This window comes from Streptomyces sp. 8N706, assembly GCF_052245415.1.
Lineage (GTDB): Bacteria > Actinomycetota > Actinomycetes > Streptomycetales > Streptomycetaceae > Streptomyces.
The window spans coordinates 1-26,578 of sequence record NZ_JBQQBW010000094.1; the positions used below are offsets into that span (position 1 = coordinate 1).

At 69.2% G+C, this 26,578-nt stretch carries 23 protein-coding genes and 1 pseudogene; 14 read left to right on the plus strand and 10 right to left on the minus strand.

What is annotated here, in order from left to right:
• Window positions 1-300: 300 nt before the first annotated feature.
• From ACTWQE_RS26520 to ACTWQE_RS26535, 4 genes are all read right to left on the minus strand, one after another.
• Window positions 301-1,110 (minus strand): hypothetical protein, encoded by an 810-nt coding sequence (locus tag ACTWQE_RS26520; RefSeq protein WP_443331577.1) that lies wholly within the window; start codon window positions 1,108-1,110, stop codon window positions 301-303.
• Window positions 1,111-1,356: 246 nt separating this feature from the next.
• Window positions 1,357-1,728: a hypothetical protein gene (locus tag ACTWQE_RS26525; RefSeq protein WP_443331578.1), complete on the minus strand. Its 372-nt coding sequence runs from the start codon at window positions 1,726-1,728 to the stop codon at window positions 1,357-1,359.
• Entirely contained in the window at window positions 1,719-2,087 is a 369-nt protein-coding gene (locus ACTWQE_RS26530) for a hypothetical protein (protein ID WP_443331579.1), read from the minus strand. The genes ACTWQE_RS26525 and ACTWQE_RS26530 overlap by 10 nt, the downstream gene beginning before the upstream one ends.
• Window positions 2,088-3,061: 974 nt before the next feature.
• Entirely contained in the window at window positions 3,062-3,754 is a 693-nt protein-coding gene (locus ACTWQE_RS26535) for a GOLPH3/VPS74 family protein (RefSeq protein WP_443331597.1), read from the minus strand.
• 99 nt (window positions 3,755-3,853) lie between these two features.
• On the opposite strand from ACTWQE_RS26535, the pseudogene ACTWQE_RS26540 reads away from it, so the two are divergent.
• From ACTWQE_RS26540 to ACTWQE_RS26550, 3 genes and pseudogenes are all read left to right on the plus strand, one after another.
• Window positions 3,854-4,112: pseudogene (locus tag ACTWQE_RS26540) on the plus strand (TetR/AcrR family transcriptional regulator); the annotation flags it as partial.
• A 58-nt stretch (window positions 4,113-4,170) separates the two neighbouring features.
• Window positions 4,171-4,716: a Tn3 family transposase gene (locus ACTWQE_RS26545; protein ID WP_443331580.1), complete on the plus strand. Its 546-nt coding sequence runs from the start codon at window positions 4,171-4,173 to the stop codon at window positions 4,714-4,716.
• A 422-nt stretch (window positions 4,717-5,138) separates the two neighbouring features.
• Window positions 5,139-6,161, plus strand: coding sequence for a zinc-dependent alcohol dehydrogenase family protein (locus ACTWQE_RS26550; protein WP_443331581.1), 1,023 nt, complete (start codon window positions 5,139-5,141; stop codon window positions 6,159-6,161).
• Window positions 6,162-6,487: 326 nt separating this feature from the next.
• Here ACTWQE_RS26550 and ACTWQE_RS26555 read toward each other — a convergent pair whose 3' ends face one another.
• The gene (locus ACTWQE_RS26555; RefSeq protein ID WP_443331582.1) at window positions 6,488-7,600 is read right to left on the minus strand and encodes an ABC transporter substrate-binding protein; all 1,113 of its coding nucleotides are present in this window, start codon (window positions 7,598-7,600) and stop codon (window positions 6,488-6,490) included.
• Window positions 7,601-8,444: 844 nt separating this feature from the next.
• Here ACTWQE_RS26555 and ACTWQE_RS26560 point away from each other — a divergent pair.
• Both ACTWQE_RS26560 and ACTWQE_RS26565 read left to right on the plus strand, forming a co-directional pair.
• Window positions 8,445-9,356, plus strand: a complete 912-nt coding sequence (locus ACTWQE_RS26560) for an alpha/beta fold hydrolase (RefSeq protein ID WP_443331583.1) — start codon at window positions 8,445-8,447, stop codon at window positions 9,354-9,356.
• Window positions 9,357-9,412: 56 nt separating this feature from the next.
• The gene (locus ACTWQE_RS26565) at window positions 9,413-10,147 is read left to right on the plus strand and encodes a MerR family transcriptional regulator (protein ID WP_443331584.1); all 735 of its coding nucleotides are present in this window, start codon (window positions 9,413-9,415) and stop codon (window positions 10,145-10,147) included.
• Between the two features lie 163 nt (window positions 10,148-10,310).
• Here ACTWQE_RS26565 and ACTWQE_RS26570 read toward each other — a convergent pair whose 3' ends face one another.
• Window positions 10,311-11,375, minus strand: a complete 1,065-nt coding sequence (locus ACTWQE_RS26570) for a DUF2867 domain-containing protein (protein WP_443331585.1) — start codon at window positions 11,373-11,375, stop codon at window positions 10,311-10,313.
• Between the two features lie 100 nt (window positions 11,376-11,475).
• Here ACTWQE_RS26570 and ACTWQE_RS26575 point away from each other — a divergent pair, with 100 nt between their 5' ends.
• Window positions 11,476-12,051: a TetR/AcrR family transcriptional regulator gene (locus ACTWQE_RS26575; protein ID WP_443331586.1), complete on the plus strand. Its 576-nt coding sequence runs from the start codon at window positions 11,476-11,478 to the stop codon at window positions 12,049-12,051.
• Here the strand turns inward: ACTWQE_RS26575 and ACTWQE_RS26580 are convergent.
• Complete coding sequence (locus ACTWQE_RS26580; RefSeq protein WP_443331587.1) at window positions 12,029-12,172, minus strand: hypothetical protein; 144 nt, start codon at window positions 12,170-12,172, stop codon at window positions 12,029-12,031. The two genes, ACTWQE_RS26575 and ACTWQE_RS26580, sit on opposite strands and share 23 nt — an antisense overlap.
• Before the next feature lie 406 nt (window positions 12,173-12,578).
• Here ACTWQE_RS26580 and ACTWQE_RS26585 point away from each other — a divergent pair, with 406 nt between their 5' ends.
• Window positions 12,579-13,076: a DUF6234 family protein gene (locus ACTWQE_RS26585; protein WP_443331588.1), complete on the plus strand. Its 498-nt coding sequence runs from the start codon at window positions 12,579-12,581 to the stop codon at window positions 13,074-13,076.
• Window positions 13,077-13,469: 393 nt separating this feature from the next.
• On the opposite strand, the gene ACTWQE_RS26590 is transcribed toward ACTWQE_RS26585, so the two are convergent.
• Complete coding sequence (locus ACTWQE_RS26590) at window positions 13,470-14,603, minus strand: amidohydrolase family protein (RefSeq protein ID WP_443331589.1); 1,134 nt, start codon at window positions 14,601-14,603, stop codon at window positions 13,470-13,472.
• A gap of 727 nt (window positions 14,604-15,330) precedes the next feature.
• On the opposite strand from ACTWQE_RS26590, the gene ACTWQE_RS26595 reads away from it, so the two are divergent.
• Window positions 15,331-15,588, plus strand: a complete 258-nt coding sequence (locus ACTWQE_RS26595; protein ID WP_443331598.1) for an RNA polymerase sigma factor — start codon at window positions 15,331-15,333, stop codon at window positions 15,586-15,588.
• Between the two features lie 383 nt (window positions 15,589-15,971).
• Window positions 15,972-16,913: an aminoglycoside phosphotransferase family protein gene (locus ACTWQE_RS26600; RefSeq protein ID WP_443331590.1), complete on the plus strand. Its 942-nt coding sequence runs from the start codon at window positions 15,972-15,974 to the stop codon at window positions 16,911-16,913.
• 383 nt (window positions 16,914-17,296) lie between these two features.
• Here the strand turns inward: ACTWQE_RS26600 and ACTWQE_RS26605 are convergent, their stop codons facing one another.
• Together ACTWQE_RS26605 and ACTWQE_RS26610 are read right to left on the minus strand one after the other, a co-directional pair.
• On the minus strand, window positions 17,297-18,634 hold the full coding sequence (locus tag ACTWQE_RS26605) for an MFS transporter (RefSeq protein ID WP_443331591.1): 1,338 nt from the start codon (window positions 18,632-18,634) through the stop codon (window positions 17,297-17,299).
• Window positions 18,631-19,119, minus strand: coding sequence for a MarR family winged helix-turn-helix transcriptional regulator (locus tag ACTWQE_RS26610; protein WP_443331592.1), 489 nt, complete (start codon window positions 19,117-19,119; stop codon window positions 18,631-18,633). Before ACTWQE_RS26610 ends, ACTWQE_RS26605 begins: the two co-directional genes overlap by 4 nt.
• A gap of 936 nt (window positions 19,120-20,055) precedes the next feature.
• Between ACTWQE_RS26610 and ACTWQE_RS26615 the strand changes: the two genes are divergently transcribed.
• The 5 genes from ACTWQE_RS26615 to ACTWQE_RS26635 form a co-directional block, all read left to right on the plus strand.
• Complete coding sequence (locus tag ACTWQE_RS26615) at window positions 20,056-22,080, plus strand: HelD family protein (protein WP_443331599.1); 2,025 nt, start codon at window positions 20,056-20,058, stop codon at window positions 22,078-22,080.
• 505 nt (window positions 22,081-22,585) lie between these two features.
• Complete coding sequence (locus ACTWQE_RS26620; protein ID WP_443331593.1) at window positions 22,586-23,248, plus strand: DUF4331 family protein; 663 nt, start codon at window positions 22,586-22,588, stop codon at window positions 23,246-23,248.
• On the plus strand, window positions 23,245-23,604 hold the full coding sequence (locus ACTWQE_RS26625) for a hypothetical protein (protein ID WP_443331594.1): 360 nt from the start codon (window positions 23,245-23,247) through the stop codon (window positions 23,602-23,604). Before ACTWQE_RS26620 ends, ACTWQE_RS26625 begins: the two co-directional genes overlap by 4 nt.
• A gap of 433 nt (window positions 23,605-24,037) precedes the next feature.
• Window positions 24,038-25,018, plus strand: a complete 981-nt coding sequence (locus tag ACTWQE_RS26630) for an alpha/beta fold hydrolase (RefSeq protein WP_443331595.1) — start codon at window positions 24,038-24,040, stop codon at window positions 25,016-25,018.
• Between the two features lie 1,242 nt (window positions 25,019-26,260).
• A partial coding sequence (locus tag ACTWQE_RS26635; RefSeq protein ID WP_443331596.1) for a hypothetical protein occupies window positions 26,261-26,578 on the plus strand: 318 nt, incomplete at its 3' end.

Here is a 26,578-nt window from a genome sequence, read left to right on the forward strand (position 1 = left end):
ACCTCCGCGATCGACCAGGCCATCGCCATTGCCGGTGCCTCCCTCGCCGGGCCGGTCTCTCCGGCCACACACATGACCGTAGAAGTTGCCGCAACGGAAAGCGCAAGCCCGAAGCCCTGTTGGACAGGCACCAGGGCCTGACCCGTCGGACAGGCCCTAGGCAGCAGGTCAGGAGCGAGGCGAGCCCTTCTTTGAGCGTCTGCAGGAACGTTGCGAGTAACCCATCGCCGCTGCCCACCCCAGGCTCACCGCGAAGCAACCGCGGTGAGCGGCCGTCACCCGTCCTGAGCAAGATTGAGGTCAGTGGTGTCCGGCGCCGCTGTGGTCGCTGTGCCCGGTGCCGGTGCCGGTGGTGGAGGTGTGCATGGTGAAGGCGGCGGTGCGGACCGTACCTTCATGCTTGAAGTCGAGGAAGAGCCGGTAGGCGCCGTTGCTGGGAGCGGTGGCCATGAAGGAGATGTCGGGGCCGGGTCTGGTGGTGCCGTCGCCGGGCTGGCCTTCGGGGTGTACGTGGAGGTAGGCGAGATCTCCGGAGGGCAGGACGACGAGGTGGCCGTAGGCGCCGAGGTAGGGCTCGAGGTCGGTGACAGGTGTGCCGTCCTTGGCCACGCTCAGCGTCAGTTCGCTCATCGAGCCGGCTGTGAGCGCGCCGTCCAGGGTGACGGTGTAGCCGTCGACCTCGGCCGTGGTCTTTTGAGTGGGCAGGTCCCGGGGCTGGTAGGAACCGGCGACCGCGAGGTCGGCGCCGAGGGTCAGGGCGTCGGCGCCCTTCTTGGCCGGGGTGAAGTCGGCGAACACGCGGTAGTCGCCTGCCGCGGGCAGGTCGACGGGGATGCTCCAGGTCCCGTCGGAGCCGAGCGTGGGGTGCACGTGGCGGAAGGTGTTGAGGTCGTGTGAGGCAAGAATGAGGTGCAGATCCTTGCCATGGGTCTTGGTGTAGTCGGTGACGGCCTTCCCCGTGTCGTCCTTGATGACGAAGCGCAGACAGGTTTCCTGGCCGGCCGTGATGCGCGGGGTCTTCAGGTCGAGGGTGTAGCCGTCCTGGGAGACCTGCAGTCCTCCCGGGAGCGCTGTGGCGTGTCCGGTGTGCTTGCCGCTGCTGTTGTTCATCGGCTCGTTCTCCTGGTGCGTGGCGTGCTGTGTCAACGTCAGCCCCGGTCCCGCCGTCGCGCCGGATGCCCCGCGCCCGAGGGCTCAGGCGGATCTGTGGCTGCCCCGCCTACGACCTGGCCCGCTGCCAGGGCAGCGAGCGCCCGGTGCGGTATTCGCGTCGTCGGCGGGGCGCGTGCAGCGATCGCCTCAATCATTCGAGCGCACGGTCGGGGTGAGGTGTGCGGGCGACCGCCGACGCCTGGGTCAAGCCGGGTGCTGGCCGCGCTCGCGCATTCCGGTGGCGAGCACCCCGAAGGCGAAGGCCAGGACGACGACCAAGAAGGCGATACCCAGGGCATCCTGAAGCCCACTGGCCAGACCGCTGTAACCCACGTCCACCCCAATCACCACATAGAAGAGGCCCGCGAGAACGGCGGCCCAGCCCAGCCAGCCGGCGACCAGACGACCAGCGAGAATCGCAGCCCCAAACAGCGCGAAGGTCAACCCGAGCAGGATGCGGAAATAGCTCTGGAACCCCCATTCGAGCCAGCGCACCGTCTCGGCACTGGCAAAGCGGATCGGCTTCTCCGCCCCGGACGCGCTGTCCCAGGCATCGACCGCCTCTTTCAGCCCCACGCCGTCAAGGCCCTGCAGAACGGCCCAGATCGCAGCGGTTGCAACGGTCGCCGCGGCCGCGAGATGCGCCGGCAGAGGAGCCCGGCCGGCACCTCGCATGGCGCGGTAAAGAACAAAACACCCAGCGCGGTGAGGACGCCAACGAACTGGCCAAGATGAACCGCAACCCAGGCGCCGCTGTCGGCGTACTCGGTAAAGATCGCCTGGTGGTCGTCTTCCTCTCCCGACGGGTGAAAAACTGCCGTCACTACGGCATTGAGAAGGAGGCCCACGACCATGAGCCCGCCAGCGATCCTCAACTGGCTGCCTCCCGAGTCGGCCGTCTCCGGCCCTCTTCGGGAGCCGATGTCTGGACTCATGAGCAGACCCCAGTCTCCTCGATTTCATCAGTCGACGTACTTGACGATCTCCAGACGCAGGTAAGACCGGCGTGCAGGTCCTGCAGCCGGTTCCCACCTCGTCGGAAGCGGCCACCGTACTGCGCCAGGTATCGTCGGCGATCTCATCACCGCTGCACCACTCACTCGAACGAGTCGGGCGATCCACCGGATGCTGCGACGCCCGGATGAAGCTGAGGAAGACGCCAGCGCCGTGTGCCTCGACGACCACAGCCGCGCCACCATCGGCTCCAAGACCTCCCGAAGGGAAGCCCTCGGCAGGCCCTGAACGAGGTCCTTGGCCCCGCGCCGAGCGACGCCGACGCCTGGCCCAGCCATACCCTGCGGTCCGCCGAGTTCTGCACCCGCACCGGAACGCCCACCGTTTGTGCGAGGGCTGGGCTCGCGTGCGCGGGGGTGGTCTCTCCCTGACTCTCGTGGCCTACGGCCCGTCAGCCGTCGCGGCCCGGGGGATGGTCCGCTTCCCATGGAACGGCCGACGCGTCGGGAACGACCCGACCCATGGAGATGGGAGGTTTGTCCGGCCCGGGGCTCGCTGTCGAGGGCGAGCTCCGCAACACCGGTTCCGGGTGCTACACGGTCTGGATCCAGTGGACGGCGGACATGACCGTGGGGCCGCCGTTCAAGATGGGTACGCAGTGCAGTGCCGGCTCAGTTCCGGTCCGCTTCGAGAAGCCGGGCGGTCTGGGGACGACCTGGGGTGAAGATCTGCCGCGACACCGAGACCCCGTACAGCGACTGCAGTCCCATCCAGTACCTGCGATAGGCGCCTCGCTGCCAGGAGCCTGGTCGGCGACACCCTGCGTCTGATCAGCCACTACGACGACCTGACGCTCCTGCCCCTACAGCACCGGTCAGGGGGACGCCCACGCCTCAACCTGGCGCGGGCGACGCCACCGTGCCCGACGGACCAGGACGGCGGCGCCGCTTCGCCGTCAGCTGCCCGCGATGACCGTCGTCGTCACCGTCACCGCGATGATCGCCGTCAGCGCGTCCTCCGCGGCCTTCACGACGTGGCGCACCGCCGTCGCGGACCACTGGCCGTGTGAGATCGATTCCATGGCCGCCTCGACCCGGCGTGCGTCGGCGTCCGGAAAGGCCAGGCGGTGCAGTTTCGCTCCGTGCAGCAGGGCCACCAGGCTCGCTGTACGCTCGTCCGGCGTCGCACCCCGGAGGACGACCGCGTCGAGGCGCTGCCGTACCGCCGTCTCCACTGAGCCGTCGGCCTCCGGATAGCGGCGCACGGGGAAGAGGCCGAGCACCTTCTTTTTCTCCTCCCGGACCAGCCCCTTCTCGATCAGGCCCGTGTTCGCCCGGGCCACCGCGTCCGTCTTCAGTTGGTTGATCCAGTCCTTGGTCCTGCCCGGCTGGTCCTTGCCGACGATGGCGGCGAGTGCGGTGTCGAGGGCGGGCTCGCCCAGCGGCGTCGCATCGACGACCGTGACCTTGTCGTCGGTCACGTCGATCCGGCCGGCCAGCGCGCATTCCACCAACGAGGCCGCGGAGATCGCCAGGGCCACCTTCGCCGACTCCTTCGCAGTGCCGGACTCGTCGTCCAGCGAGAGGAGCAGGAGCTGCTCGCCCAGCGTGGTAGGGGTTTCCGTGGGGGGTTTCATCGGTGTGTCCATTCCTTCAGTGTCCCGGTGGGGCCGGTCGTTGGTGATGAGGAGTTCTGTACCGCCGTTCTTCTGTGACGCCGTTCCCCGTACTGCCGTTCCCCGCACTGTCGCTCCGCCGGCCACCTGGTCGACGAACCCCGACCGCCTCGACGACCACAAACTGCGCGCTATCGCCGAGGCCCAAGCTGCCGGCCTGGTACGCCAGGAAGACCCGTTCGGCGTGATGGCCATGCATATTGCCATCTCCATGACGTGATCACCGGTCAGCAATGTCTACGCGGCGATCGCACAGGAACCCCCCGAACTGCACGAGCGGCGTCGCGCCCTGCTCCGCGAGAGTGTTCACCGCGCCATGACGGCCGACTAATCGCCCCGTCCAGTCATCTGCGTGCCTTGACTTCGCGGGCCAGGCCATCGGCAGCACCATGCTCCGCGTCGCCGGATCACTCATCACCAACCAGGTCCGCACCTACGACCTGCTGCGGATGTTCCGCCGCGAGGGCCACCCCACCCCGCTGGGGCAGGCATGCGCCGAGTACGGCCCCCGCATCCGACAAGACCATGCACCTGCTCGCCCTGGTCGACCCGGTCGACGACACGACGCCTACCGCCGGCTGATGAACCGACAGCTCACCGTCCAGGAGTCCCGCCACCGCCTGGCCCGCGCTGCGCGATCTGCCACGGCGGCCGCGGCCAGATCCGCCGGGCGTATCGCGAGGGCCAGGAAGAAGCAGCTCGCCGCCCTCGGCCTGGTCCTCAACGCCGTGGTCCTGTGGAATACGCGCTACCTGGACGCCGCTGTCGCCCAGCTCCGCGCCGAGGGCCACGAGATCAAGGACGAGGACGTCGCCAGGCTCTCCCCGCTCAAGGACCGGCACATCAACTTCCTGGGCCGCTACCAGTTCAACATCAAAGCCAGCGGCCCCGGCCCGGGCCTGCGCCCGCTGCGCGACCCGGACGCCCCCGAGTAGCGAGACCGCGGACGAACGCGGACGAGGACCGCGACCTCCTCGCGCCGCAGCCCCGGGACCCGGCGCCGGCCGCTGGTGGGCAGCCCGGCCTGCTCCGGGGTGTTCTCGGCGCGCCCGGGTGGCGAGGAAGTCCCGGACCTCGGAGCGGTTGTCGGGTCGCTGGTCCATGCCCTCCACGGTAGGCGCGAGCCGCAGGTAAGGGAGGTGGAGCTTGTACCCCCATAAACGCCAGCTTCCTGGCCAGTGAGGGAGCCGGTTGCCTGGGATGCACACCCGCACTCACGACTCTCGTTACGCCCTCCCGGTGGGCTCGGCGGTGGGACGGCCGAGGGCCAAGGAAGCCACGGGCGTTTCCGTGGCTTCCTGATCTCGTGCGAATCGGCGCAGGCAGGCGCCAACACACCAGACAAGGAGACGCACACATGCGTGGAGTGGTGATGTACACGGCCGGCGACGTCCGAGTGGAGGAGCGCGAGGATCCGAAGATCATCGAGCCCACCGACGCCATCGTCCGGTTGACCACGACCTGCGTCTGCGGGTCGGACCTGTGGCCCTACCGCGGGGTCGAGCCCGCCGACCACCAAGTCATGGGGCACGAGTACGTGGGCGTCGTCGAGGAAGTCGGCTCCGAGGTGAAGAACGTCAAGGTCGGTGACTTCGTCGTCGGCTCGTTCGTCATCTCCGACAACACTTGCGAGATCTGCCGCTCGGGCTACCAGTCCGGCTGCGTGCACCGGGAATTCGTGGCGCAGACGGTCGGCACCCAGGCCGAGAAGGCCCGCATCCCCCACGCGGACGGCACTCTGGTGGCCACGCCGGGGCAGCCCGATCCGGAGCTGATCCCGTCGCTGCTGGCCGCCTCCGACGTGCTCGGCACCGGCTGGTACGGGGCCGTCGCAGCCCAGGCCGGCCCCGGCAAGACGGTCGCGGTGGTCGGCGACGGCGCCGTCGGCCTGATGGCTGTCCTTGCCGCCAAGCAGCTGGGCGCGGAGCGGATCATCGCGATGTCCCGCCACCCCCAGCGGCAGGAGCTGGCCCGCTTCTACGGCGCGACCGACATCGTCACCGAGCGCGGTGACGCGGGCGTGGCGAAGATCAAGGAACTCACGGGCGGGCTCGGCGCGCACTCGGTGGTCGAGGCCGTCGGGACCCAGAAGGCCACCATGCAGGCGATCGGCGCCACCCGGCCGGGCGGGCACATGGGCTTCGTCGGCGTCAACTATGACGTCACGATCCAGGGCATCGACCTGTTCTTCGCCGGCATCCACGTGGAGGGCGGCCCCGCCCCGGTGCGCCGGTTCCTGCCCGAGCTGATCCAGCTCATCTGGGACCGCAAGATCGACCCCGGCAAGGTCTTCGACCTCACCCTCCCCCTCGACCAGGCAGCAGAGGGTTACAAGGCCATGGACGAGCGCCGCGCCACCAAGGTGCTCCTCACCCTCTGACGCGCCTGCCCATGACCTTCGGGGGTCGCTCCGCACCCCAGCGGGCGGAGCGACCCCGAGGGCGCTTGTCCGCCTCCCCCCTCCTCGGCAGAGCCACGGCGTCGGTAGGATCAATGGAACCGTGGTTGGCGCTGAGATTGATCTTGATGCCGGTCCGACTGCCGGCCTTCTGCGGGCTGCTCCGGGCTGGCGCCGGCTGCCGCGCGATAGTCCGAGAATGCGGTCGGGGCCCCAGCCTCGACGCTGCGAGCCCGTCTTGACACGTAGACAGGTAGACAGCAGCCTCAAGTTCGGACAGATCTGGGCAGTCGGACCTCCGTGCTCTCTCAGCCGGCGTGAAGGATCCGAAAGCGATCGGGTTCCGCCGGATCTCGATCAACGACTTGGATTGGCGTCCAAGCCCATTGCCAAACGCTGATGCCTGGCGTGCGGGAGAACTGGATCTGCCCTCGGGTGCCTTCGACTGCAACGCGCGGCCAGGATGGGGCAGTGCGCGCCCGGTCCGCGCCGTGAGAACGCAGCACATCGGCGAGGACGGCGACCGTGTCGTAGCCCTCGAAGGCGACGAAGGAGGGCGCTTCGGCCAGCCGGCCGCGGAGGGCCGTCTCGACTCGTGCACCGAGTGGGCTGAGGCGCTCGGGCAGGTAGCGCAGGAACGGGATCGCGGCGCTGTCGTCGCCCAGCAACGTCGCCCATTCGGCGAACTCCGGTTGCCCGGCCGGAGCACCAATCATGATCTCGGCGAGACGCTGGTCGCGGCGGACAGACTTGACGATCGACACTGCCGGCTCCGGGTGGCCGACGAGAAGAAGGAGGGCTGTCGCGCGATGGTCGACGAGTTCGTCGCACACCGCCGTGGGGGCGAGCGCGCGCATGTCGAGTTCGATGACGGTGCCGCCGCGTGGAGCGAGGTAGTCCCGCAGAATGCGGGCCCCAGATGCCCAGTAGACACTCGACTCGGCTGCTACGGCGATCCGACTGTAGCCCGCGCCGAGGAGGAAGTCAGCGTAGATCTGCCAGCCGCGGGACTGCGCCGGGGCGAGGCGCGCGACCCATTCCGTTGGCTGTTCGGTGAGTGCGTCGAGAACCGCTGACGAGCAGAGGAACGGCAGGCCGAGGGCGTCGGCCCTGGCAGCAGCGGCGCGAGCGACGACGCTGTGATACTCCCCCGCCAAGGCAGCCACGCCCAGGCGAGCCAATTCATCTACGGCCGCCGCGGCCCTCTGTGGATCAGCCGCGGTGTCTCGGACCACCAGCTCGAGTGGTCTTCCGACGATCCCGCCGGCGTCGTTGACTTCGCGAACGGCCAGCTCGAGTCCAGCGAGCAAGTGTTGGCCTGCCTCGACCCAGCCAGGCCGAGTCAGCGGAACGAGAGCGCCGATCTGGACGGCTGATTCGTCAGTCCGCTCCGCTCCAGGCGGCGATGGTGGCGTCTTCATGCGTTGGCGTCTCCCGGTGACGATTCAGTTGCAGTCTGCCCGGATCGCAGAGTGAACGTCAGTGGCGCCGAGAGTAGCCGAGCCGAGCATGGCCGGCTCCGGCGCCCCGTTCTGACCACCCGCACCTCGCAGCCGGTGGCACCGGTCGCCACAGACACCGGTGCCCCGGCTCTTCGCCCTGCCCGGAGGTACCTGATGCACCACTACGCCACCGCGCCGGAGGGCACCGTTACCCACGCTGCCGTTCCCGACCTGGCTGAGACTACGACCTGCTCGCCCCGCAGCTGTCGGGCGGAAAGGACGGCGCCCTGGCGATGTGGCTGTTCATGGAAGCTGCCCGCGCCGCTGGCGTCCTCGACCGCGTCCGCAGCAATCACGCCTCGGTCTGCTGGAGTGGCCGGCCGTCACCTCTGACGGTACTCGCCGGCCCGGAGTCTCCGCGCTCGCCGCACAGCAGAGCGCCGCCTTGCCTGCTTCCCGAGCAGCACATCGAGGTCGCCCGCACCATGCCCGGACCCGACGGGACGCGCATGCCGCATGCGCTGCTCACCGAAATTGCCGCTTACGGCCGATAAGTACGTGCCGGAGCCGGGATTTGAGTCGCTGTTGAGCCCTACGCTGGCCGGGTGTCCGAGGGTGCTCGGCGGGCGGGAGTCGGGATTGTCCGGGCGTGGTGAGCGGTTGAGGCCGAACGCGCGGCCCCAGCGGTGTACTGCTCGGCAGCGTGTCGAGCCAGGTCGTGGCGTACGTCACGCCGGCAGAGGGCGCGTACTGCGCAACGCTTCTGGGTGCAGCGACGCAAGGGGTTGACCCTGACCCTAGGTCAGGGTTGGAGCCTGGCCGCATGACGAACTACAGCACTTCCTCGGCTCGGCTCGCTCCGCCGATCGGCGGGTTCCAGGAGATCGACGGCCGCCGCATTTTCGTGCATCGGTCGGGCAGCGGCGGACCCGCCGTGGTGTTCCTGCCGGGCGCCAGCGCGGTCGGCCTGGACTATTTCGGTGTCCAGCAGGGGATTTCGCAGTTCACCACCGCCGTGGTGTACGACCGCGGCGGCACGGGCTACAGCGATCCCCTCCCGCTGCCGCGCACTGCCGCCGCGGTCGCCACGGAACTGCGCGAGCTGCTGCGCACCCAGAACATCGCCGCCCCATACGTTCTGGTGCCGCACTCCCTCGGCGGCTTCTACGCGCATCGGTTCGCGCAGCTGTACCCCCAAGACGTGGCCGGGCTGGTCTGGTTGGACGCCTTTCAGCGCGACTGGGACGACTTCATGCCTCCTGCGGCGGGTCTGGCAGCGGTCGAGCAGATGGCACCTGATCGGGAGCAGCTGGAACAGATGCGCCCGGCCCTGCGCGAGATGCTCGCCGAGTTGCTCGCGGACTACCCGGAGCACATGCGGCAGGCGCTGATCGATGCCAAAGTGAGTGACGAATGGACCCGCTCCGGCATCGCCGAGCGCACCAAGTTGGCCGAACTCGCCACCGAACTGCGGGCCGGGCCGAACATTCCCGACGTCCCGGTGGTTGCTCTCAGCGTGGTGGGCATCGACCCCGCCCAGCAGGCGCTGACGTCGGAGCGGACGTTGCAAGAGATGAATGACGGCAGGACGAGAATGGACGCGGCTCTGGTGAGCGCGGTCTCGCACGGGGAACAACGCGTCATCTCGGACACCAGCCACCACCGGCTCTGCTTCGACCGGCCCGATGCCGTGGTCCAGGCGATCCGCGACGTCGTCGACCGAGCTCGCCCCTAGACTCGGCACGACCTAGACTCGGCACGACCACGTTGCACGAAGACCCGAGGAGGACGGTGCTCACGATCGGCCGGCTCGCGGCAACCGCCGGCGTGACCGTGCGCACCGTTCGCCACTACCACCACCTCGGCCTGTTGCAGCCCGAGCGCGATGCCTCCGGCTACCGCCGGTACAGCGCCCAAGCGGCGGTGGATCTCATCCGGATCAGGACCCTCGCCGATGCGGGGGTGCCACTGGCCCGTATCGACGCGCTGCTGCATGCACAGCCGACCGAATTCGCCGCGGCCCTCACCGGCATCGACGCCGAATTGCAGCGCAAGATCGGCCAGCTCAGTGAATACCGCCGCAGGATCGCCGAATTGGCCAGCGGCGAAAGGCTCGTCCTGCCCCCCGAGGTGGTCGCCATCCTGAACCGGATGCGCAGTCTCGGGGTCAGCGAACGGAGGGTACGAGTCGAGCGCGACTCGTGGATCCTGATGCAGGCACTGGACCCGCACGTCATGCCGCAGCGGATACGGGACAAGAACGCCGGCTTCGACGACCCCGAGACGACGCGCCTGTATCTCGCCTGTGATCAATCAGTCGACTGGGATCCGCACGATCCACGCCTGGACCGGCTCATCGACGACCTGGATGCCTGGGAGATCAAACACGAACGAGACAGCAGCCAGCCCGGATACCTGAAGCTGGTCTCGTCCCGGATCTCCGAGGCATCACCGGCATGGCAACGCATCGTCGATGCACTCGCCCACCGCGCCAAGCAGCGCCGAACCGCCGGGCACGACAGCTGAAGCCGGCACCCTGGCCACGTCCGACATTGAGTCCTACCGGTTCCAGGCCACCGAAGCCGAGCGCAAGGCCCACACGGCATCCTCCTCCCGAACCTGCCCCTGGCTCCAATGTAACGGAGGGTGATCGGGAGCGGTTCAGGCGCGCGCCGTCCCGGTTTCCTGCTCAGCTCTCTTGGTTGGGCTCTGTCATGGTGGCTACTTTTCTTGCAGCCTCGTGCAGGAGGCCCGGGGCCAGGCGGCGGTGGATGGCGGAGAGCGGGGGCCAGATGAGGCGGCCGAGGGGTTTGTCGTAGTGCAGGTAGGTGGCCAGGGAGACCTGCCCTTCGGCGGTGTGGACTACGAGGTTGCAGCTCAGGAACCAGGAGGCGGTTTCGAGACGGATCCAGCCGTCGCCGCGTTCGGCGATGCGCCAGCCGCCCACCGTGTGCGGGGAACGGCCTGGGCTGAGACGGAGACCTAGAAACCCGCGCCAGATCAGTTTTTCGGCGGCGCTGGGGACGTCGCCGAACATCGCCCGGGCCCACTGCTCCGGGGTCGCGTCGAGGCCGGTTTCGAGGGTGAACCAGTCGACGTAGTCGATGTCAGGCAGCGAGCTGAGGGCGAGGACGGACGCCGGAACGTTGTACGTCCCCACGGCGCCGCGGACCGTGGCCGAGCCGTTTCGGTTCTGCCACGCGCGTTCCCACTGGCGGGTCAGCGCCGGGTAGACGACGAGATGCCGGAACGGGGCGATGGCGGCCATGTACAGGCGTCCGAGCAGGCCGTTGGGCTTGACGAGGACGGCCATCCGCAGCTCGTGCCCGCCGGTGGCGGCCGGGGCCCAGCCGAGGTGCATGACCGCGTGGACGGTCTTGTTCGCCAGCTCACGGGCGCACTCGTTGCCGAGCTCGTACACCAAGGTCAACGGGGAGTCCCCGGCGACCGAGCCGCCGGGGGTCTCGCGGAGATCGCGCGGCAGACGGTCGCGCAACGGCGCTACGCGCGCCGCCCTGGGTCCGTCCCATCCGAAGAGGGCGCCAAGCTTCCAGCGCGCCGCGAACAGGAACCGTACCGGCCAGGAGCCGGTCCCCGGTCCGCCGGCCGCCTGCATCGCGGCGAGCATCACCGGGAAGTCGTCCGGTCCGGATCCGGGCGCGCGGAAGGCCCACACGTCCTCCAGCCGAAAGTCGGGGGTGAGCGCGTGGATCCGCCACGGCTGATCGGTGTGGGCTGTGTCAGGGAGCCTCATTGCCACTGCAGCCTTCCCTCGAGATATACGCTGACGTATAAGACGAGACTGTGCTAGGTATACGGCGACGTATATATGGCCGGGAAGTGAGGTGACGCACATGGTGGGCGCGGTTCGCACCCCGCGTGAGCGATGGGTCGAGGAGGGGCTGCGGGCGCTGGCCGCCGGCGGCCCGGACGCCGTTCGCGTGGAGGCGCTGGCGAAGCGGCTGGGCGTCACCAAGGGCGGCTTCTACGGCTACTTCGCCGACCGTGACGCGCTGCTGGGGGCGATGCTGGACAGCTGGGAGCGGGAGAGCACCGACGAGGTGATCGATCGCGTCGAGCGTGAGGGCGGCGACCCGAAGACCAAGATCCATCGCGCGGGCGTGCTCACCTTCTCCAGTGACCGCCTGCTCCCCATCGATCTCGCGATCCGCGACTGGGCCCGCCGCGACGAGGCGGTCGCCGAACGGTTGCGCCGGGTCGACAACCGGCGCATGGCGCTGCTGCGCGAGATGATCGGCACCTTCTGCGCCGATCCCGACGAGGTCGAGGCGCGCAGCCTGCTCGCCTTCTGCGTGGCGATCGGCGCGCACTTCCTCGTCGCCGACCACGACGGCCGCTCCCGGGCCCAGGTCCTCGCCCGCGCTGGCGATCTACTGCTCGACCGCCCTAGCGGTGGCGGTACCAGTTGAGGGTCGCGGCCACGGCTTCGGCGTGCGGGGTGACCTCGACCGGCCCGAAATCCTTGCGGAAGACGGCAGCGTCGGGCGATGAACGGGCGGTCGCGTACCGGTTTTCCCCGAGCTCGCGCACGATCGGGTTGAACAGCCCGATGAGGCGTTGGGCTCCCCGGCCGAGTCGGCCCTCCGCTCCCGGACGTGTCCCAAGCCGCCAAGTATCGAAGGGGTGATCTCGGCGTGGGCGCTGTGTTGGTGTTCCGCTACGGGCTGGCCCGCGATTGATGGGGGTGCCGGCCTGGGGTTTGGCTGGTGTGTGATTCTGAAGGTCGTCGCGCGGACGTGCACGGCTCCGTCCGCCACGCTCAACAAGGGCCCGTGGCACTCGTCGGACGCCACCGTCATCCACGACACCGAGGGCGGCGGGCAAGGGTTCCCGGGCGTGGAAGCTGACCGGTTCGCCGCTCCTGGACTGACCACCCGCCGGGGTCCTGAGTACTTCTCCTCAGGACCCCGGTCCGCTTCTGAGGGACGCTGGACCGATGACCACGCTGCCTCCCCCCAATACCCCGCCGTGGCCAACTCGCCACTCCCGCTATACAGGGGCCAACAATCCTCTGCCGCCGCAACGGCGCAGGTGGTTGCACCCGGCCGCAGACATCGCACTCGCAGTCGGCCTGCTCGTGATCGACGTCATCGCCCCCCTCATCGCTTTCGTCTTCGGACTCGACGCGGCTGGATACAAGATGTTCGACCCCGCAGCCGACAACTCGTCCGTCTCCCTCACCCGCCCCTTCGCCTACGTGGCCGTGGTCGGCGGCATCGTCCTGGTCTCCGCGTTCCCTTTGTTCACGGCCCGCGCCATCATCAGCATCGGCGTCCAAGCCCTTGCTGGCCCAGTCCTGGTACTGGTGGCCGTCATCGGGATAAACGACGCAAACCGCAAAGCGCACCCACAGCCCGCCCCGACCTCCCCTTCCATCAACCCGGGCGCGCTGTGCCGGTCCGGCGGCGACAACAGCGAATGTGGCGGATCCTGACGTGCTGACCTGCGATTGATGATGTTCGTCACGGGGGGGGACATGGGGAGGTCGCGAGCTGTCTGGGTTGTGATGCCCAGTCAGGCCCGTGCGGCCATGTTCCCGTCCTGCCTTCTGCGGCACCTCGGACCGACACCTGGGTGAGTTGGTCGCCGAACTCGGGCCGCGGTGGGAGGCGCGGTCCGGACGGCACGAACGTCGCGAGGGTGCCCGCCGGCGGGAGACCGGGACTGGCCCGAAGTACGGGCTGGTCCACGGCGACGTCTCCACACCGGATCGAACGCTCAAATCCCGTGACAGCTACGCCAACCAAGACCGATCCTCCTCATTGTGTTAGCCGCTGTTAGAGCCCTTTCAGGGTGGCCACTGATCGGGTGAAACGGCTGAAAGGCGTCATTCGGCAGCACCATGTTGGCGTTCGGTGGGGTGGATGAGGCGCCCGGCTCGGATCACGGCTCGGATGTCGAGCAGCGATTCCAGGTGGTGTAGAGGATTATCGACTACTGCGATGAGGTCGGCGTCGTAGCCGGTGGCGATTCTGCCTTTGCGATCGGCTAGTCCGCATGCTTGTGCGGCGAGGGTGGTGGCCGAGGCGAGGGCTTCGGCGTTGGTGAGGCCAAGAGAGCCAAAGTTGATGATCCCGTAGGGGAGCACGCCGTGGGGTTTGCGAGGACCAGCGCCGGCATCAGAGCAGCAGACCAGTTGCGCCCCCTCGCGGTGCATCCGTGCGAAGTTCGCCCTCCGCTGCTCTACCCGCCCGGCCATGTGTGGTGCGACCATCGAGCCCGCCGGGAGCCACGCTTCGGTGGCGCCGACGAAGATGCCCGCTTGCACCATGGCCTCAACGGTCTCCCAGTCGGGTTCGACGCCGTCTTCGGTAAAGAAGGAGACATGCTCGATGCCGTCGACGCCGACTGCGACAGCATCAGCGATTCCTTGCCGACCGTGGGCGTGCACGGTGACCGGTCTGCCGTGCGCATGGGCCGCTCGGGTTGCCGCTGAAAGTTCGTCGAGTGTGTACTGTGACTGGTGAGGCCCCCATCCGGGGGTGATCACGCCACCGGTTGCCATGATCTTGACTACGTCGGCGCCGCGTGCGATGCGCTCCTCGACTGCGGCCTGCACGGCGGCGATGCCGTCGGCTTCGCCGCCCAAGAACCAGCAGTGCCCGCCAGTCCGCGTGATGGGGGGTCCTGCGGCGAGAATCTCCGGGCCTACCTCCGTCCCGGCCGCAGAGTGGTCACGAAGCGATACTGCCAGATGATGGCGATCGCCGAGGTCTCGTACGGTGGTGACACCCGCCCGCAGTTGCCCGGCGTGGACGCGCATGCGCGCCAGGATCGTGTGGGCAACTTCGTTCACCATCTCGTGCTTCGACTTGTTGTCGGGGTCGAAGGCAAGGTGTACGTGGGAGTCGATGAGCCCGGGCAACAGCGTGACATCACCGAGATCCAGAACGCGCAGTTCCGAAGAAGGATGCGCCCCAGTCATATCGACACCTGCAACGCGCGAGCCATCGATGAGCACAAGTGGACGACCCGAGCGCAATGCGTACCCGTCAAATAGCCGCGCCGCGCGGACCGCCCAGATAGGTTGACCTTGTACGTGCCTCTCACCGCTGACAGCCACCGGGCTGCGCCTCCTCACATTCAGTTACCGCTAACTGGGGCCGATCATTCACCGATGCCGCGACAACCGGAAGGCGGCCTGGGCAAGGCCCCCGAGCGCGCGGAGACCCGCACGAAGCAGGTGAAGGCCATCGACGAGGACTGGAACTGCCCCTGGCCCCTGGACTGGGAGCGGCACCACCGGGTGCTCGCCGACCTGGTGGACGCGGAAGGAGTTCGGCCGGTCATCAAGCCGGGCGTGCTCTTCGAGGGCGACGATCTGGGGAGGTGGATCGAGCGACAGGCGAACTCCTGGGGGGAGCCGTCGCAGGAGCAGCAGCGGGGGCTGTCGGCGCTGGGCGTGACGCCCGTTGACCGGCCCGCTCAGCAGCGGCCAAGGGCGCCGGGAAGACGCCGGGAAGGGTCAGCAGCCTTCCAGCGGGGCGTAGCGGCCCTGGAGCAGTACATCGCCGCGAGGGCGCCCAGAAGGCCGTACCGAGAGGGCACCTCGAACCCGTCGTCAGCGACGGCCAGGAGCACAAGCACAGGCTGGGCGTCCGCCGGTACGCCAACCAGAAGCAGCGTCGGGACAAGCTCACCCAGTAGACGTGACCAGCATGGGGTCCGATGGGGCGTTGGAGAGGTTGATGCCTTCGTCGCCGGACCCTTCGGCGGCAGTGGAGGAGCACCAGGAACTGCAGAGGATCCGTGGACTGCTTGACCGTCTGCCGAGCACGCAACGGCTCGTACTTGCGTTGCAGCTCTACGGCTTGAGCTCCCGTGAGATAGCCCAAGAGCTGGGAATCAAGGAAGCCACCGTTTGCTCGCACATCCGCCACATGCGAAACCGTCTCGCCGAACTGCTCCATATCCCAAGTCGCGGGCAGCAAGGATGGAAGGCGTAGGCCCGGTCACCTGTGATCTGCGCGGAGAGGCTTGACCGCAAGTTGAGTAGGGGTCGCAGAGTGGGGTTCTACTGCAGAGCTGCCGGAAGGAACGGTCATGCTCGCCGTCGTGCTGCACGAGTTCGGACCCGCTGAGAACCTCCATTACGCGACCGTGCCCGATCCCGTTTCGGGGGCCGAGGTCCGCGTCTCGGTGAGAACGTGTTTCCAAAGCTTGATGCGGCCGATTGCGATTCGTGCGTGGTGCCGGTCCTGGCTTCGCTAGAGCTGGCGTGATCGGTTCGGTAGGTTGGCGGTATGCGTTGACACCTGCCCGGTCGCCGGGCACCGCCTGACCTCCTTCGTGTGTCACTGACTCCGGAGCCCACGAAGGAGATACGAACATGAACACGTCGCTTTCCGTCGACGTCCCCGATGCGTTGATCGCGTCGTATGGCAAGCCCGGCAACGCGACCGGGCGTGCCTGGCTGGCCGGATTGCCTGGGCTGGTCGCGGACTTCCTGGACGGTTGGGAGCTGCGGCTGGATGGTCCCGTCGGCCATGGCATGGCCTCGCTCGTGCTGCCGGTGATCTGCCCCGATGGCACGCCTGCCGTGCTTAAGCTGCAGCCGCCCAGTGAGGAGAACGCCGGGGTGGCGACCGGTCTGCGGGCATGGAACGGCAAGGGCGTGGTGCGCCTGCTGGACTACGACCCGGACAGCAGCACCCAGCTGCTGGAACGGCTGGACGCGACGCGGCCACTGTCGTCGGTGGCCGACGACACCACCGCCCTACAGATCCTGGCCGAGTTGCTGGCGCGTCTGGTCGCGATGCCCGCGCCGGAGGGCTTGCGGCACCTGGCCGACATCGCCGCCGCCATGCTCGACCAGGTGCCACGCGCGGTGCCGACACTTCGGGATCCGGCCGAGCAACGGCTGGTACGCACCTGCGCGTCCGCCGTGGCCGAGCTGATGGGTGAACCCGGCGACCGCCTGTTGCACTGGGACCTGCACTACGACAACATCCTCGCCGGGCAGCGCGAACCATGGCTGGCCATCGACCCTGAACCGCTCGCCGGGGACCCCGGGTTCGATCTACTGCCCGCGCTGGACAACCGGTGGGATGAGGTGGTGGCGACCGGAGACGTGCCACGCGCGGTGCTCCGGCGTTTTGACCTGCTGACCGAGGTACTCGGCCTGGACCGACAACGGGCGGCCAGCTGGACACTCGGCCGGGTGCTGCAGAACGCGTTGTGGGACATCGAGGACGGCAAAAGCGCACTTGAGCCGGCTCAGATCGCCATCGCCACGGCCCTGCTGAGCCGTCAGGCCTTCCCATCCCCCTGATGACCGGTGATGCCGTGCTCATCGCGCCCCCACCGGGGGGCGGGATGAGCACGACCGCCGGCCCCGGGCTTTGAGCTGCTCGTTTCCCGTTCCGGAGTCAGCGTTCGAGCCGACCTCGATGCCGACCGCTGTGGACGCAGACGCATAGATCAGGCGCCTGGAGTGTGTTCGTCGGCATCGTCACTGCGGTTATTGTGACCGTTCGCCGTACGGTTCGTTCCGCTGCCTCCAGGCCCGCACCTTGCACCGGGCCGAGCAGTACACGGCCGTCGACCGTCGGTCGACCCCCACCACCCAGCGGCCCCCGCACACCGGGCACTCCACCTCACCGGCGCCGGCCTTCACGGCCGCCAGACGCTTGTGCAGCCCGCTGAACAACGGGGTCATCGACGTGCCCGGGCTGCGGCGCCTGCTGGGGGTGTGCCGCAGCCCGAGGCCGTCGCCGTGTCGGCAGCTCCGGGGGCAGTCGGTTCGGAGGCGGACGGCGTGGGAGGCGGCGTGCGGTAAGCGCGGAGGGGAGCGTTGACCGCGGCCACCGCGACGATCGCCAAGCTGGCGGACAGGCCCCCGACGACCAGAGAGAAAGGGGCGGAAGTGGCCGACGCCAGCAAGCCTCCGCGGAAGTTGCCGAGTTCGGGGCCCGCGACGCCAATGACGTGTTCCACGGCGGAAACCCGCCCCCGGTACGCATCCGGGGTCTCCAACTGGACCAGGGCACTGCGGGTGATCACCGAGACGGTGTCGGCAGCGCCGGCCACAGCCAGGCAGCCGAGCGCCAGCCACAGCGACCCGGCCAGGCCGAAGCCAGCCAGCGCCAAGCACCAGACGCCAGCCGCGGTCAGCTGCACCAGGCCGCCACGGCGCCAGCGCGTCACCGTGCCGGAGAACAGGCCTGCCGTGATCCCCCCGACAGCGACGGCCGAGAGGAACAGGCCGAGGGTCCGCGGGTTGCCATCGAAGCGGATTTCGTTGACCAGCGGGAAGAGTGCGATGGGCATGGCGAGCAACGTCGCGGACAGGTCGGTAGCCATCGAGCCCCAAAGCGTCGGGCGGCACAGGACGATCCGCCAGCCGCCGCGCTCCGGTCGGCGCCTGCCGCCCTCCGCGTCGGCGCCCTCGGGGTTCATGGCCGGGAGGCGGATCACCGCGAGCATCGAGACCGCGACGGCCACGGCCTGTGCGGCGTAGGCGGCAGGGAAGTCCCAGCGGGCGATGATCAGCCCGGCCAGCGCTGGCCCAGCCAGCATCGCTGCCTGGAAGGAGAGGTTGGTCAGCGCGAGACCGGCCGCGACCTGGTCGGCCGGCAGCAGCCGGACTGGAAAGGTACGCCGGGCAGGGGCGCCGAGCGCGTTGCAGGCGGTCCCTATGGCGACCAAGGCGAGCAGCAGCAGCACGTTTCGGTTGTCCGCCAGAGCCTGGGCACACAACCCTGCAGCGGCCAGCAGTTGACCTGCGGTGGTGCCCCGCACCACCGCACGGCGGTCAACGGCGTCGGCCGACGTGCCGCCGAGCAGCCCGAACAGCACCATCGACAGGCCAGTCGCGAGCCCGATGGCGCCGGTGCCCACCGGGCTGCCGGTCAGGTCCCAGACCTGGGCCAGCACCGCCACGGTGGCTATCTGCCCGCCGAGTTGGGAGGCCGAGGAGCCGATCCACAAGTCGCGGAACGGCCGGCTGCTTCGCAGCGGGCGGGTGTCGAGGAACCGGACACGCCGTCTCATCGCGGTGGCTCGACGAGGTGGTGGAGGATCCGCTGCCGCATCGACCGGTGTTCCAGCGCCCGCCGTAGCTCCTCGACGACGGTGGTCAGCGCGTACGGGATCTCTGCGTCCAGCTCAGCGACCGTCGCGTGGGTGGCGCGCCACTCGGCCTCCAGGAACGGCACCAGCGACCGGCCGCGCTCGGTCAGGTCGATCCGCCGGGTGCGGGCGTCGGGCCCCGGCTCGGAGGTGACCAGGTCCTCCTTGCGCATGGCGGCGATGGTCTGGCTGATCGCGGAATGCGAGCGGTCCAAGGACTCCGCAAGCTCGCGGATAGTCAGTGGCCCGGTGTGGGCAAGCCGGATCAGCGGATAGGCGAACCGCGGCCGCACGCCCTTGATGCCACGCTCGACGTAGACCTGCTCGATCTCGGCGTCCATGGCGGCCAGCAGCTCGTGCAGCGACTGCCAGGGATCGGGCAGCGCCGTGGGATCTGGGGATGTCACAGCGCTAATATAACAGCGCTGTCACAATTGGAGGCTCTTTCCGACGACGTGGGCCGCTGCGTCGATCGGCTGTTATCGCGCGTGAGATGGTGTGCGTTGCAGGATGTCCACCAGCCACCTTCACTCGGCGCTGACCTGGTACGAAGCCCGTAGTCAGCCGGGCGGAGCGGTGCGTCACCGTGCGCGTTTCTCCGGGGTGTCGCGGTCGTCGATGGTCTCGGCGATCTCGCCGAGCCAGTCCGTCGCCCACTGTCGAGGACGATGTCGTCGCGGCGCTCCAGGAGCAGCCGGCCGATCTGCCGGGCGCCGGGGAAGCGCCGCTCCTGCACGAGGATCAGAGCCCGCTCGGCCCGCTGTTCGGCGGCCGCGCGGTTCTCGTGCTCGCGGGGCGACTCGGGCGTGCGGCGCTCGCCGGGGCTCGCGGACCTGTTCGGCCTTCAACTACCCGGCGTCGGCCTGCTCCTATTCGTAGCGGTCAACCAACGCCAACGGCGGCGCCCCTTCTTCGCATTCCGCGTCACGCACCGGAGCCCGAGCAGCAGGTCCCGCACCCCGGTCGCGGCGACCCGGCACGCCGAGGAAGCAGCTGATACCGAGCGCTCCTGGAAGGACGGGGAGGCCGGCACCCTGCCCTGCTCCGGCAATCAAGAACTCGCCAGATCTGTGTGGGGGATCGCGTGGCCGAGTCCGGCGTCGGTGAGGCGGGCCTCGCCGGCGCCGGCTTGGAGGACCGCTCTGGGCATCCGTGAGAGGAGAGCCGTTGGTTGAATCCGACCGGGCGGCTGAGGCAGGCAGGTAAGTCAAGCCTTACTTTCGTGGAAATTTTGCCTCATAGTGGGGGCCGCATCGAGAGGAGGCCGGCTGTTGCCGCAGTTCGACGACGTCTACGACGGCGCCGCACGCCAGGTCGAGGTGGAGCAGGCCCATGTGTCCACCATGTACGGGCTGCTCGACGAGCGGCTTGCGGACGTTCGGGCCCACCTGACGGACGTGCTGAGGTCATCGGCCGACAGCGCGGGCGAGGTGTACGCGCGCGACGTCGCCGCTGAGCGTCTGGCACGGCAGCTTCGCCGGCTCGAGGGGGCCGAGGAGGGGCTGGCCTTCGGCCGGATCGACGGCGCGGACGGAACCGTCCTGCACATCGGGCGGATCGGCCTGCACGCGGACGACCGCGAGCTGCCGCTGCTCGTCGACTGGCGCGCGGACGCGGCGCGGCCCTTCTATGAGGCGACGCCCGTCCACCCGATGGGACTGCGGCGGCGCCGTCACCTGCGTGTCGAGGACCGAACAGTTGGCGCGGTGAGCGACGAGCTGCTGGACGGTTCCGCGCCTACCGCCGACGACGTCGTGGGCGACGGCCCGTTGACGGAGGCGCTGGAGGCGCAGCGCACGGGGCGGATGCGTGCGGCAGTGGCGACGCTGCAGGCGGAGCAGGACGCGATCGTCCGTTCCCCGCATCGGGGTGTGACGGTGGTGCAGGGCGGCCCCGGCACGGGCAAGACCGTCGTCGCGCTGCACCGGGCGGCGTATGTGCTCTACGCATTTCCGCGTGCCGCCGAGCGCGGTGTCCTGGTGCTCGCGCCGAACGCGCGATTCCTCGACTACGTCTCTCAGGTGCTGCCCTCGCTCGGGGAGAACGACGTGGTCCTGGCGACGTGCGGGGAGCTGGCCGGGGCGCTGCCGACCGCCATGGAGCCGCCCGAGGTGGCGCGGCTCAAGGGGAGTTCCGTGCTGGCGGAGGCACTGGCGGGCTTGGTGCGCTCCCGGCAGGCGCCTGGCGGCGGCTTCGCCGTGCGTGTGGGGCAGGAGTGGGTCCGTCTGGAGAGCGCGGACGTCGCGGGCGCTCGGGATGCGGCCGTGGCGAGTGGCCTGGCGCACAACCGTGCGCGGGCCGTGTTCAAGGAGCTCCTGGTCGGCGCGGTCACCGACGCGCTGGAACGCGGCGCCCTGGAGGCCCTTGAGCACATCGATGCCGAGGTCGCGGAGAGCACGGGCATGGACCTCGACCGGGCCGCCGAGGCCGACCTGCGCGCCCTCGGTTTCGACGGCGCACCGGCCGTGGGACCGGCCGAGGAGTTCGACGCGGACGCCGTTCGGGCGGACCTCCGGGACGACGCCCACGTCGACCACGCCGTCGAGTCCCTCTGGCCGCGATGGACACCCGAAGCCGTCGTACATGCCCTCCTGACGGACCCTCCTGCGATGGCCGCGCATCTGCCGTCGCTGACCGGTGCGGAACGGTCCCTTCTGCTGCGTGCTCCTGTCGTTCCGTGGAGCGACGCCGATGTACCGCTGTTGGATGAGGCCGCGAGCCTGGTGTACGGCCCGCCGGAGCGGACTTTCGGGCACGTCGTCGTCGACGAGGCCCAGGAGCTCACCGCTATGCAGTGGCGGATGATCGTGCGCCGGTGCCCGGCCAGGTCGATGACGCTGGTGGGCGACTTCGCCCAGGCGGGCCCGGCGTCGAGTGCCCGTGACTGGCCCGAGGCGCTGGGCCCGCATCTTGGCACCCGTTTCACCATGCACACCCTGACCGTCGGTTACCGCACCACAGAGGAGATCCTGGCGACCACCCGGGGCCTGCTCTCGCGGATCGCCCCCAGTCAGACGCCGAGCCGGTCGATCCGCCACGGCGACCTTCCACGCACCCTCACCGCGCTCCCGCACACGCTCATCGCCACCGTGGCTCGGGAGCTCCGGGCCCAGGCCGCGGCGCACCCGGGCGACTTACTCGCGGTGATCTGCGCGGACGCCAGGGAGGAGGACCTGGCGTGCGGCGGAATCGCACGGTGGGCGCGCCTCGTTCCGGTGTCCGAGGCCCGCGGCCTGGAATTCGACGCGGTGCTCGTCGTCGGCCCGGCGGAGATCGTCGCGGCCCGTCCCAGTGGCGAGCGCGACCTGTATGTCGCCCTCACCCGGGCGACCAAAAGGCTCTGCACGATCGCCATCCAGCCCGCGTGACAGAACCACGCGTACGGATCACCTACGAGAGGCAATCGACAATGACCGAGGAATGATCGAGTGGGCGGCGACCGCAGGGGTCTCGTAGACCCGCGACGGCTTGGCCAACCGCATCACGCGGTCCCCGCGGACCCGGCCGACCAGTTCGACAGGCAGGTGCTGGGCCAAGGCCCAGGCGCGTCCTGGCCCAGCACCTGCCCGCCTGCCGTTGAGCTGCCCGAAGGGGCCAGGCCCCGACAATCCGATGCCGCACCGCGCGCCGGTTGGCGATCAGGACTGTCGGGGCGAGGCCGTGATCCACCTGGCAATGGGCGCACAATCGTCGCTCCTGTCGGTGATCCATTCGAGGGTTGCTCGACGGCGGCGCTTTCTCCATCGACGGTCGGACTGCTGTGGCGGGCTAGCGTGGCTGTACCGCCGGGCGCAGGTGCACCTCACGAGCGGCAGAACGGCCGTTCGAGCGCTCTGGCGGTTTTCCAGCGAGCAAGTAGAGGAAGAGCCTGAGATGTCCAACCACTTCACCGGCCTCAGCCTTGGGCCGCCGCTCGGTGACCAGCGCCTCGATCTGTGCGACCTGTACGCCTTCGGGGTACCCAGCGATCCGAGCAGGACCGTGCTCATCCTCAACGCCAACCCCAACGCCGATGCCCTGCACCCCGAGGCCGTGTACCGACTGAACATCGACAACGACGGCGACTATCTGACCGACCTAGCTTTCAGCTGGGTCTTCAGCCCGCCGGCAGCCGACGGCTCCCAGACCTACAGCGTCTTCATGGCAACCGGTACAGAGTCACGCAGGGCCGAGGCGGTCGGCACCAAGATCGTTTCGGACGCCGCCGTCTCCTTCGGCCCCCAGGCCAACGTGATTAGCAGCGGCAACTACCAGGTGGCCGCCGGCAGCCGCAGTGACGCCTTCTTCTTCGACGCCGACGGCATCCAGACGCTGTTCGACACCAGCGGCGGCCGGAATTTCACCGCACCCCATCTGGGCGGGCAGTCCCCGTGGACCGGCGTCGACGCCAACAGCACGGCCAACGTCTTCTCCATGGCGATCGAACTGCCGACCGCGGAGCTGGCGCCAAGCCCGAGCTGCACATCTGGGGCCGGTGCAGCGTCCTGCGCGACGGCGAACTCGTCCACGTGGACCGGGCCGGGCACCCGTCGGTGAGCAGCTTCTTCAACACCGACGACACGAAGGAGGAGTACAACGCCAGCGAGCCGGTCAACGACCGGGCCAGGTGGACGGACCAGTTCGTCCACCTGCTGGGCCACACCGGCGGCTACACACCCGAGGAGGCGATCACCGCGCTCGACGAGCACGGCCTCCTGCCGGACGTGCTGCACTTCGACCCCTCCGAGCCCGCCGCGTACCCTAATGGCCGGACGTTCACGGAAGACGTCATCGACATCCGCGTCGCATTCCTGACCAAGAACGAGGCGCCGCCCACCGGTCTGACGCCGCACACCGACACCCTGGACAGGTTCCCGTACCTCGGCGACCCGCACCCGGCAACGACCTCCTGACGGTCCGGCAGAAGACACCCGGGGCTCCGGTCGACCGCGCGGCACTGTGCAGGGAATGCGGGGCCTGTCTCGCGTGCCGACTCGGCCGTCCGAGCCGTTCGCCGGTCCGGTTCGGCCGTGGTTCCGCCTCTTCACGTTGGTGTATAGTCCGCGCGTCGCCCTCACGGTGCGTAACCCGCGGCCGGTGCTCGACGGCCTCGACCCGATCGTCGTCGACGTCGCCTGCCTCCTGGCCCGCCGCACCGTCGGCTTGCGTTCGCTGCGCAGACCGCGAGTCGGGCGCTGCCCCCGGCCGCCGTACCGGCACCATCCGGGGACGCTGCCAGAGGGGCCGTTCAGCTGTCCGCGGCGAGATCGCCGCCCGCGTCGGGAGTGACCAACCCCACGGGGCTCCGGCGGTGTTGGAGCGGGCATGCCCGTTACAGTCTGCGCCGTGGACTTCCTTACCGACATCCTGGGCGAGCCCTATCAGGCCGTCGACCTGCCGCTCGCCGCTGACAACGAGGGTGAGGTCGTCGCGACCCTGATCCGCCGCCGGGCCGGAGCCTGTGGCGCCGCGGCTGGAGGCTCCCGCCGGGCCGTGCTCTACGTGCACGGCTACATCGACTACTTCTTCCAGACCCACCTGGCCGACTTCTACGTCGAGCGCGGCTACGACTTCTACGCACTCGACCTCCGCAAGTACGGCCGCTCACTGCGCCCGCACCACTCGCCGAACTTCATCAGCGACCTCGACGCCTACGACGAGGAACTCGACGAGGCCGTCCGCATCATCCGCGAGATCGACGGGCACGACACCCTGCTGCTCAACGGCCACTCCACGGGCGGCCTGATCTGCGCCCTGTACGCCGACCGGCGGGCCGGGCAGGGGACGCTCGACGCGCTCTTCCTCAACAGCCCGTTCCTGTCCATGCCCGCCGCCTTGCCGATACGCACGCTCGGCGCCCCCGTCGTTGACGCCCTCGGACGCTTCGCGGCCACCCGCAAGCTCCCGGCACCGCTCAACCCGTACTACGTACACAGTCTCCACCGCGACTTCCGGGGCAATTGGGAGTTCGACCTCACCCTCAAGCCCGCCGAGGGCTTCCCGCTCTACGCCGGGTGGCTGGCGGCGATCCAACGGGGTCAGCGGCGGGTGCGCCGCGGACTGCGGATCGACTGCCCGGTCCTGGTGATGGCTTCGACCGCCAGCACCGTCACCACCAAGTGGGACGACTCCCTGCTCCGAAGCGACGGCATACTGCGCGCCGAAGACATCGCCCGCCTCGCCCCCCGGCTCGGCCCCCGGGTCACCACCGTGCGCGTCCGGGACGGGGTGCACGACCTGGTCCTGTCGGCACCCGAGGTGCGCGAGCGCATCTTCGCCGAGCTCGACCTCTGGCTCAACGCCTATCTGCCGGACCGAGGCCGGTGAGCCGCCGGGGTACCCGACGTCCCCTCCCGGCGGTACCGGAGAGACCGAACCGCTTCGAACTGGGAGCGGCACGCTGGTCCCGCCTCCACCAGCTCGCAAACCTTCTGCCACGTCCATCGCGTCAGCCCTGACGGCCGCTTCCGGCGCTCAGTCAGGCCAGGCTACGACGCTCGCCGGCCGGGGATCGCGCTCAGTCACAGCAGGGCGACTGTAATTGGCTCCTGTCCCAGTTGGCGGCTACTCGTGGTCCTGGGCCGGAAGCGCCGCCACCCCTCGGCGTCCGAGCCGCTTCTTCAGCCCCAGATTCTCGACGTAGTCGTGTGCCAGTACCGGTTTGCGCGTATGCCGCGAATGGTATGAGAGCAAATCTGGCGGTCGGTCAGGCGGGCGGCTGAAGAGCGCACCCGCCCGACGGGGGAGGCTCAGTTGGACGGAACGCCCGGGCCCGGAGAGGGCCCCGGGATGAAGAGTGAGGCGTCGCGCGCCCGCATCCAGTACAGCCGGCGCGACAAACTCGTCGGGTTCCTCGACACCCTGCGGGCGCGCGGGGACAACGCGTACGCCGAGGTCCTCGCGGCCACGCTCGCGGCATGGGACGAGCACGGCGGAGACCCGATAGAGGAGAGCTGCCGGACCGTCGGCGAGGCCGTGGGCCGACGCCCTGGCGGAACTCGGGTACGACCGTGCCGCACCAGAGAACCTCGAGGTCTGTCCCGTGGCCCGGCAGGCGATCAGCGCCACGGCGAAGGGCTACCAGGACGGTTCGGCCCTGGCTTTGGTCTCCGACGCTCTCATCGCCTTCGCGGTCCTGTACGCGCAACATCTGGCGGACGCCAGGACCAAGAAGTCCACCCTGGCCTCCCTGCGCACTGTCTTCCGCCGGTACTTCCAGGACGACAGCGGCCTGGACGAGAGCCTGCTCACCGCATCACTGCGGTTCAGCGCGCTGCACCAGCGTGTCCTGGGAGGTCCGGTGACGCCGTTCCCGGCGGTCACCGAACGGCAGCAGACGGACGCCGACTGGTATCTGACACACTGCCTGCGTTTCGTGGTGGCCCACGAGTATGCCCACGTCCTGCTCGGCCACGGCGCGGTCTCCCACGCGGGGTCTCCTCCTGCGTCGGCGACCCCGCGTGGGAGACCGCAGCAGACGAGCTGGCCCTGCGGACGATCCTGCACGCCTGGCGCGGCCACGGGCCGGGGACCCAACTGCACACAGGGCTCGGTGCCCTGCTGGCCATCGTGGTGGTGCACTTCTCGGAGCGTGCCCTGTTCGTCCACCGAGGCCTCACCCACCCGCCGGCCGCCGAGCGGCGGGAACGGCTCATCCGGTCGCTTCCGCCGCATGTCGCGCTGCTGGTCGGGCAGTACGGCAACACGCTGGTCGAGCTGACCGATCGAGCGGCCGACTTCACCGCGGGCGCCGCACCCGTGCCGTGGCAGCCGGTTCTGGACCACCCAAGAGTGATGCGTCAGGCCCTATGGCTCGATCACCTGGACGACATCGCGCGGTACGCCGAGACCCAGTCCTGCGCACCGCACGAGCTGGCCGCCGCCATC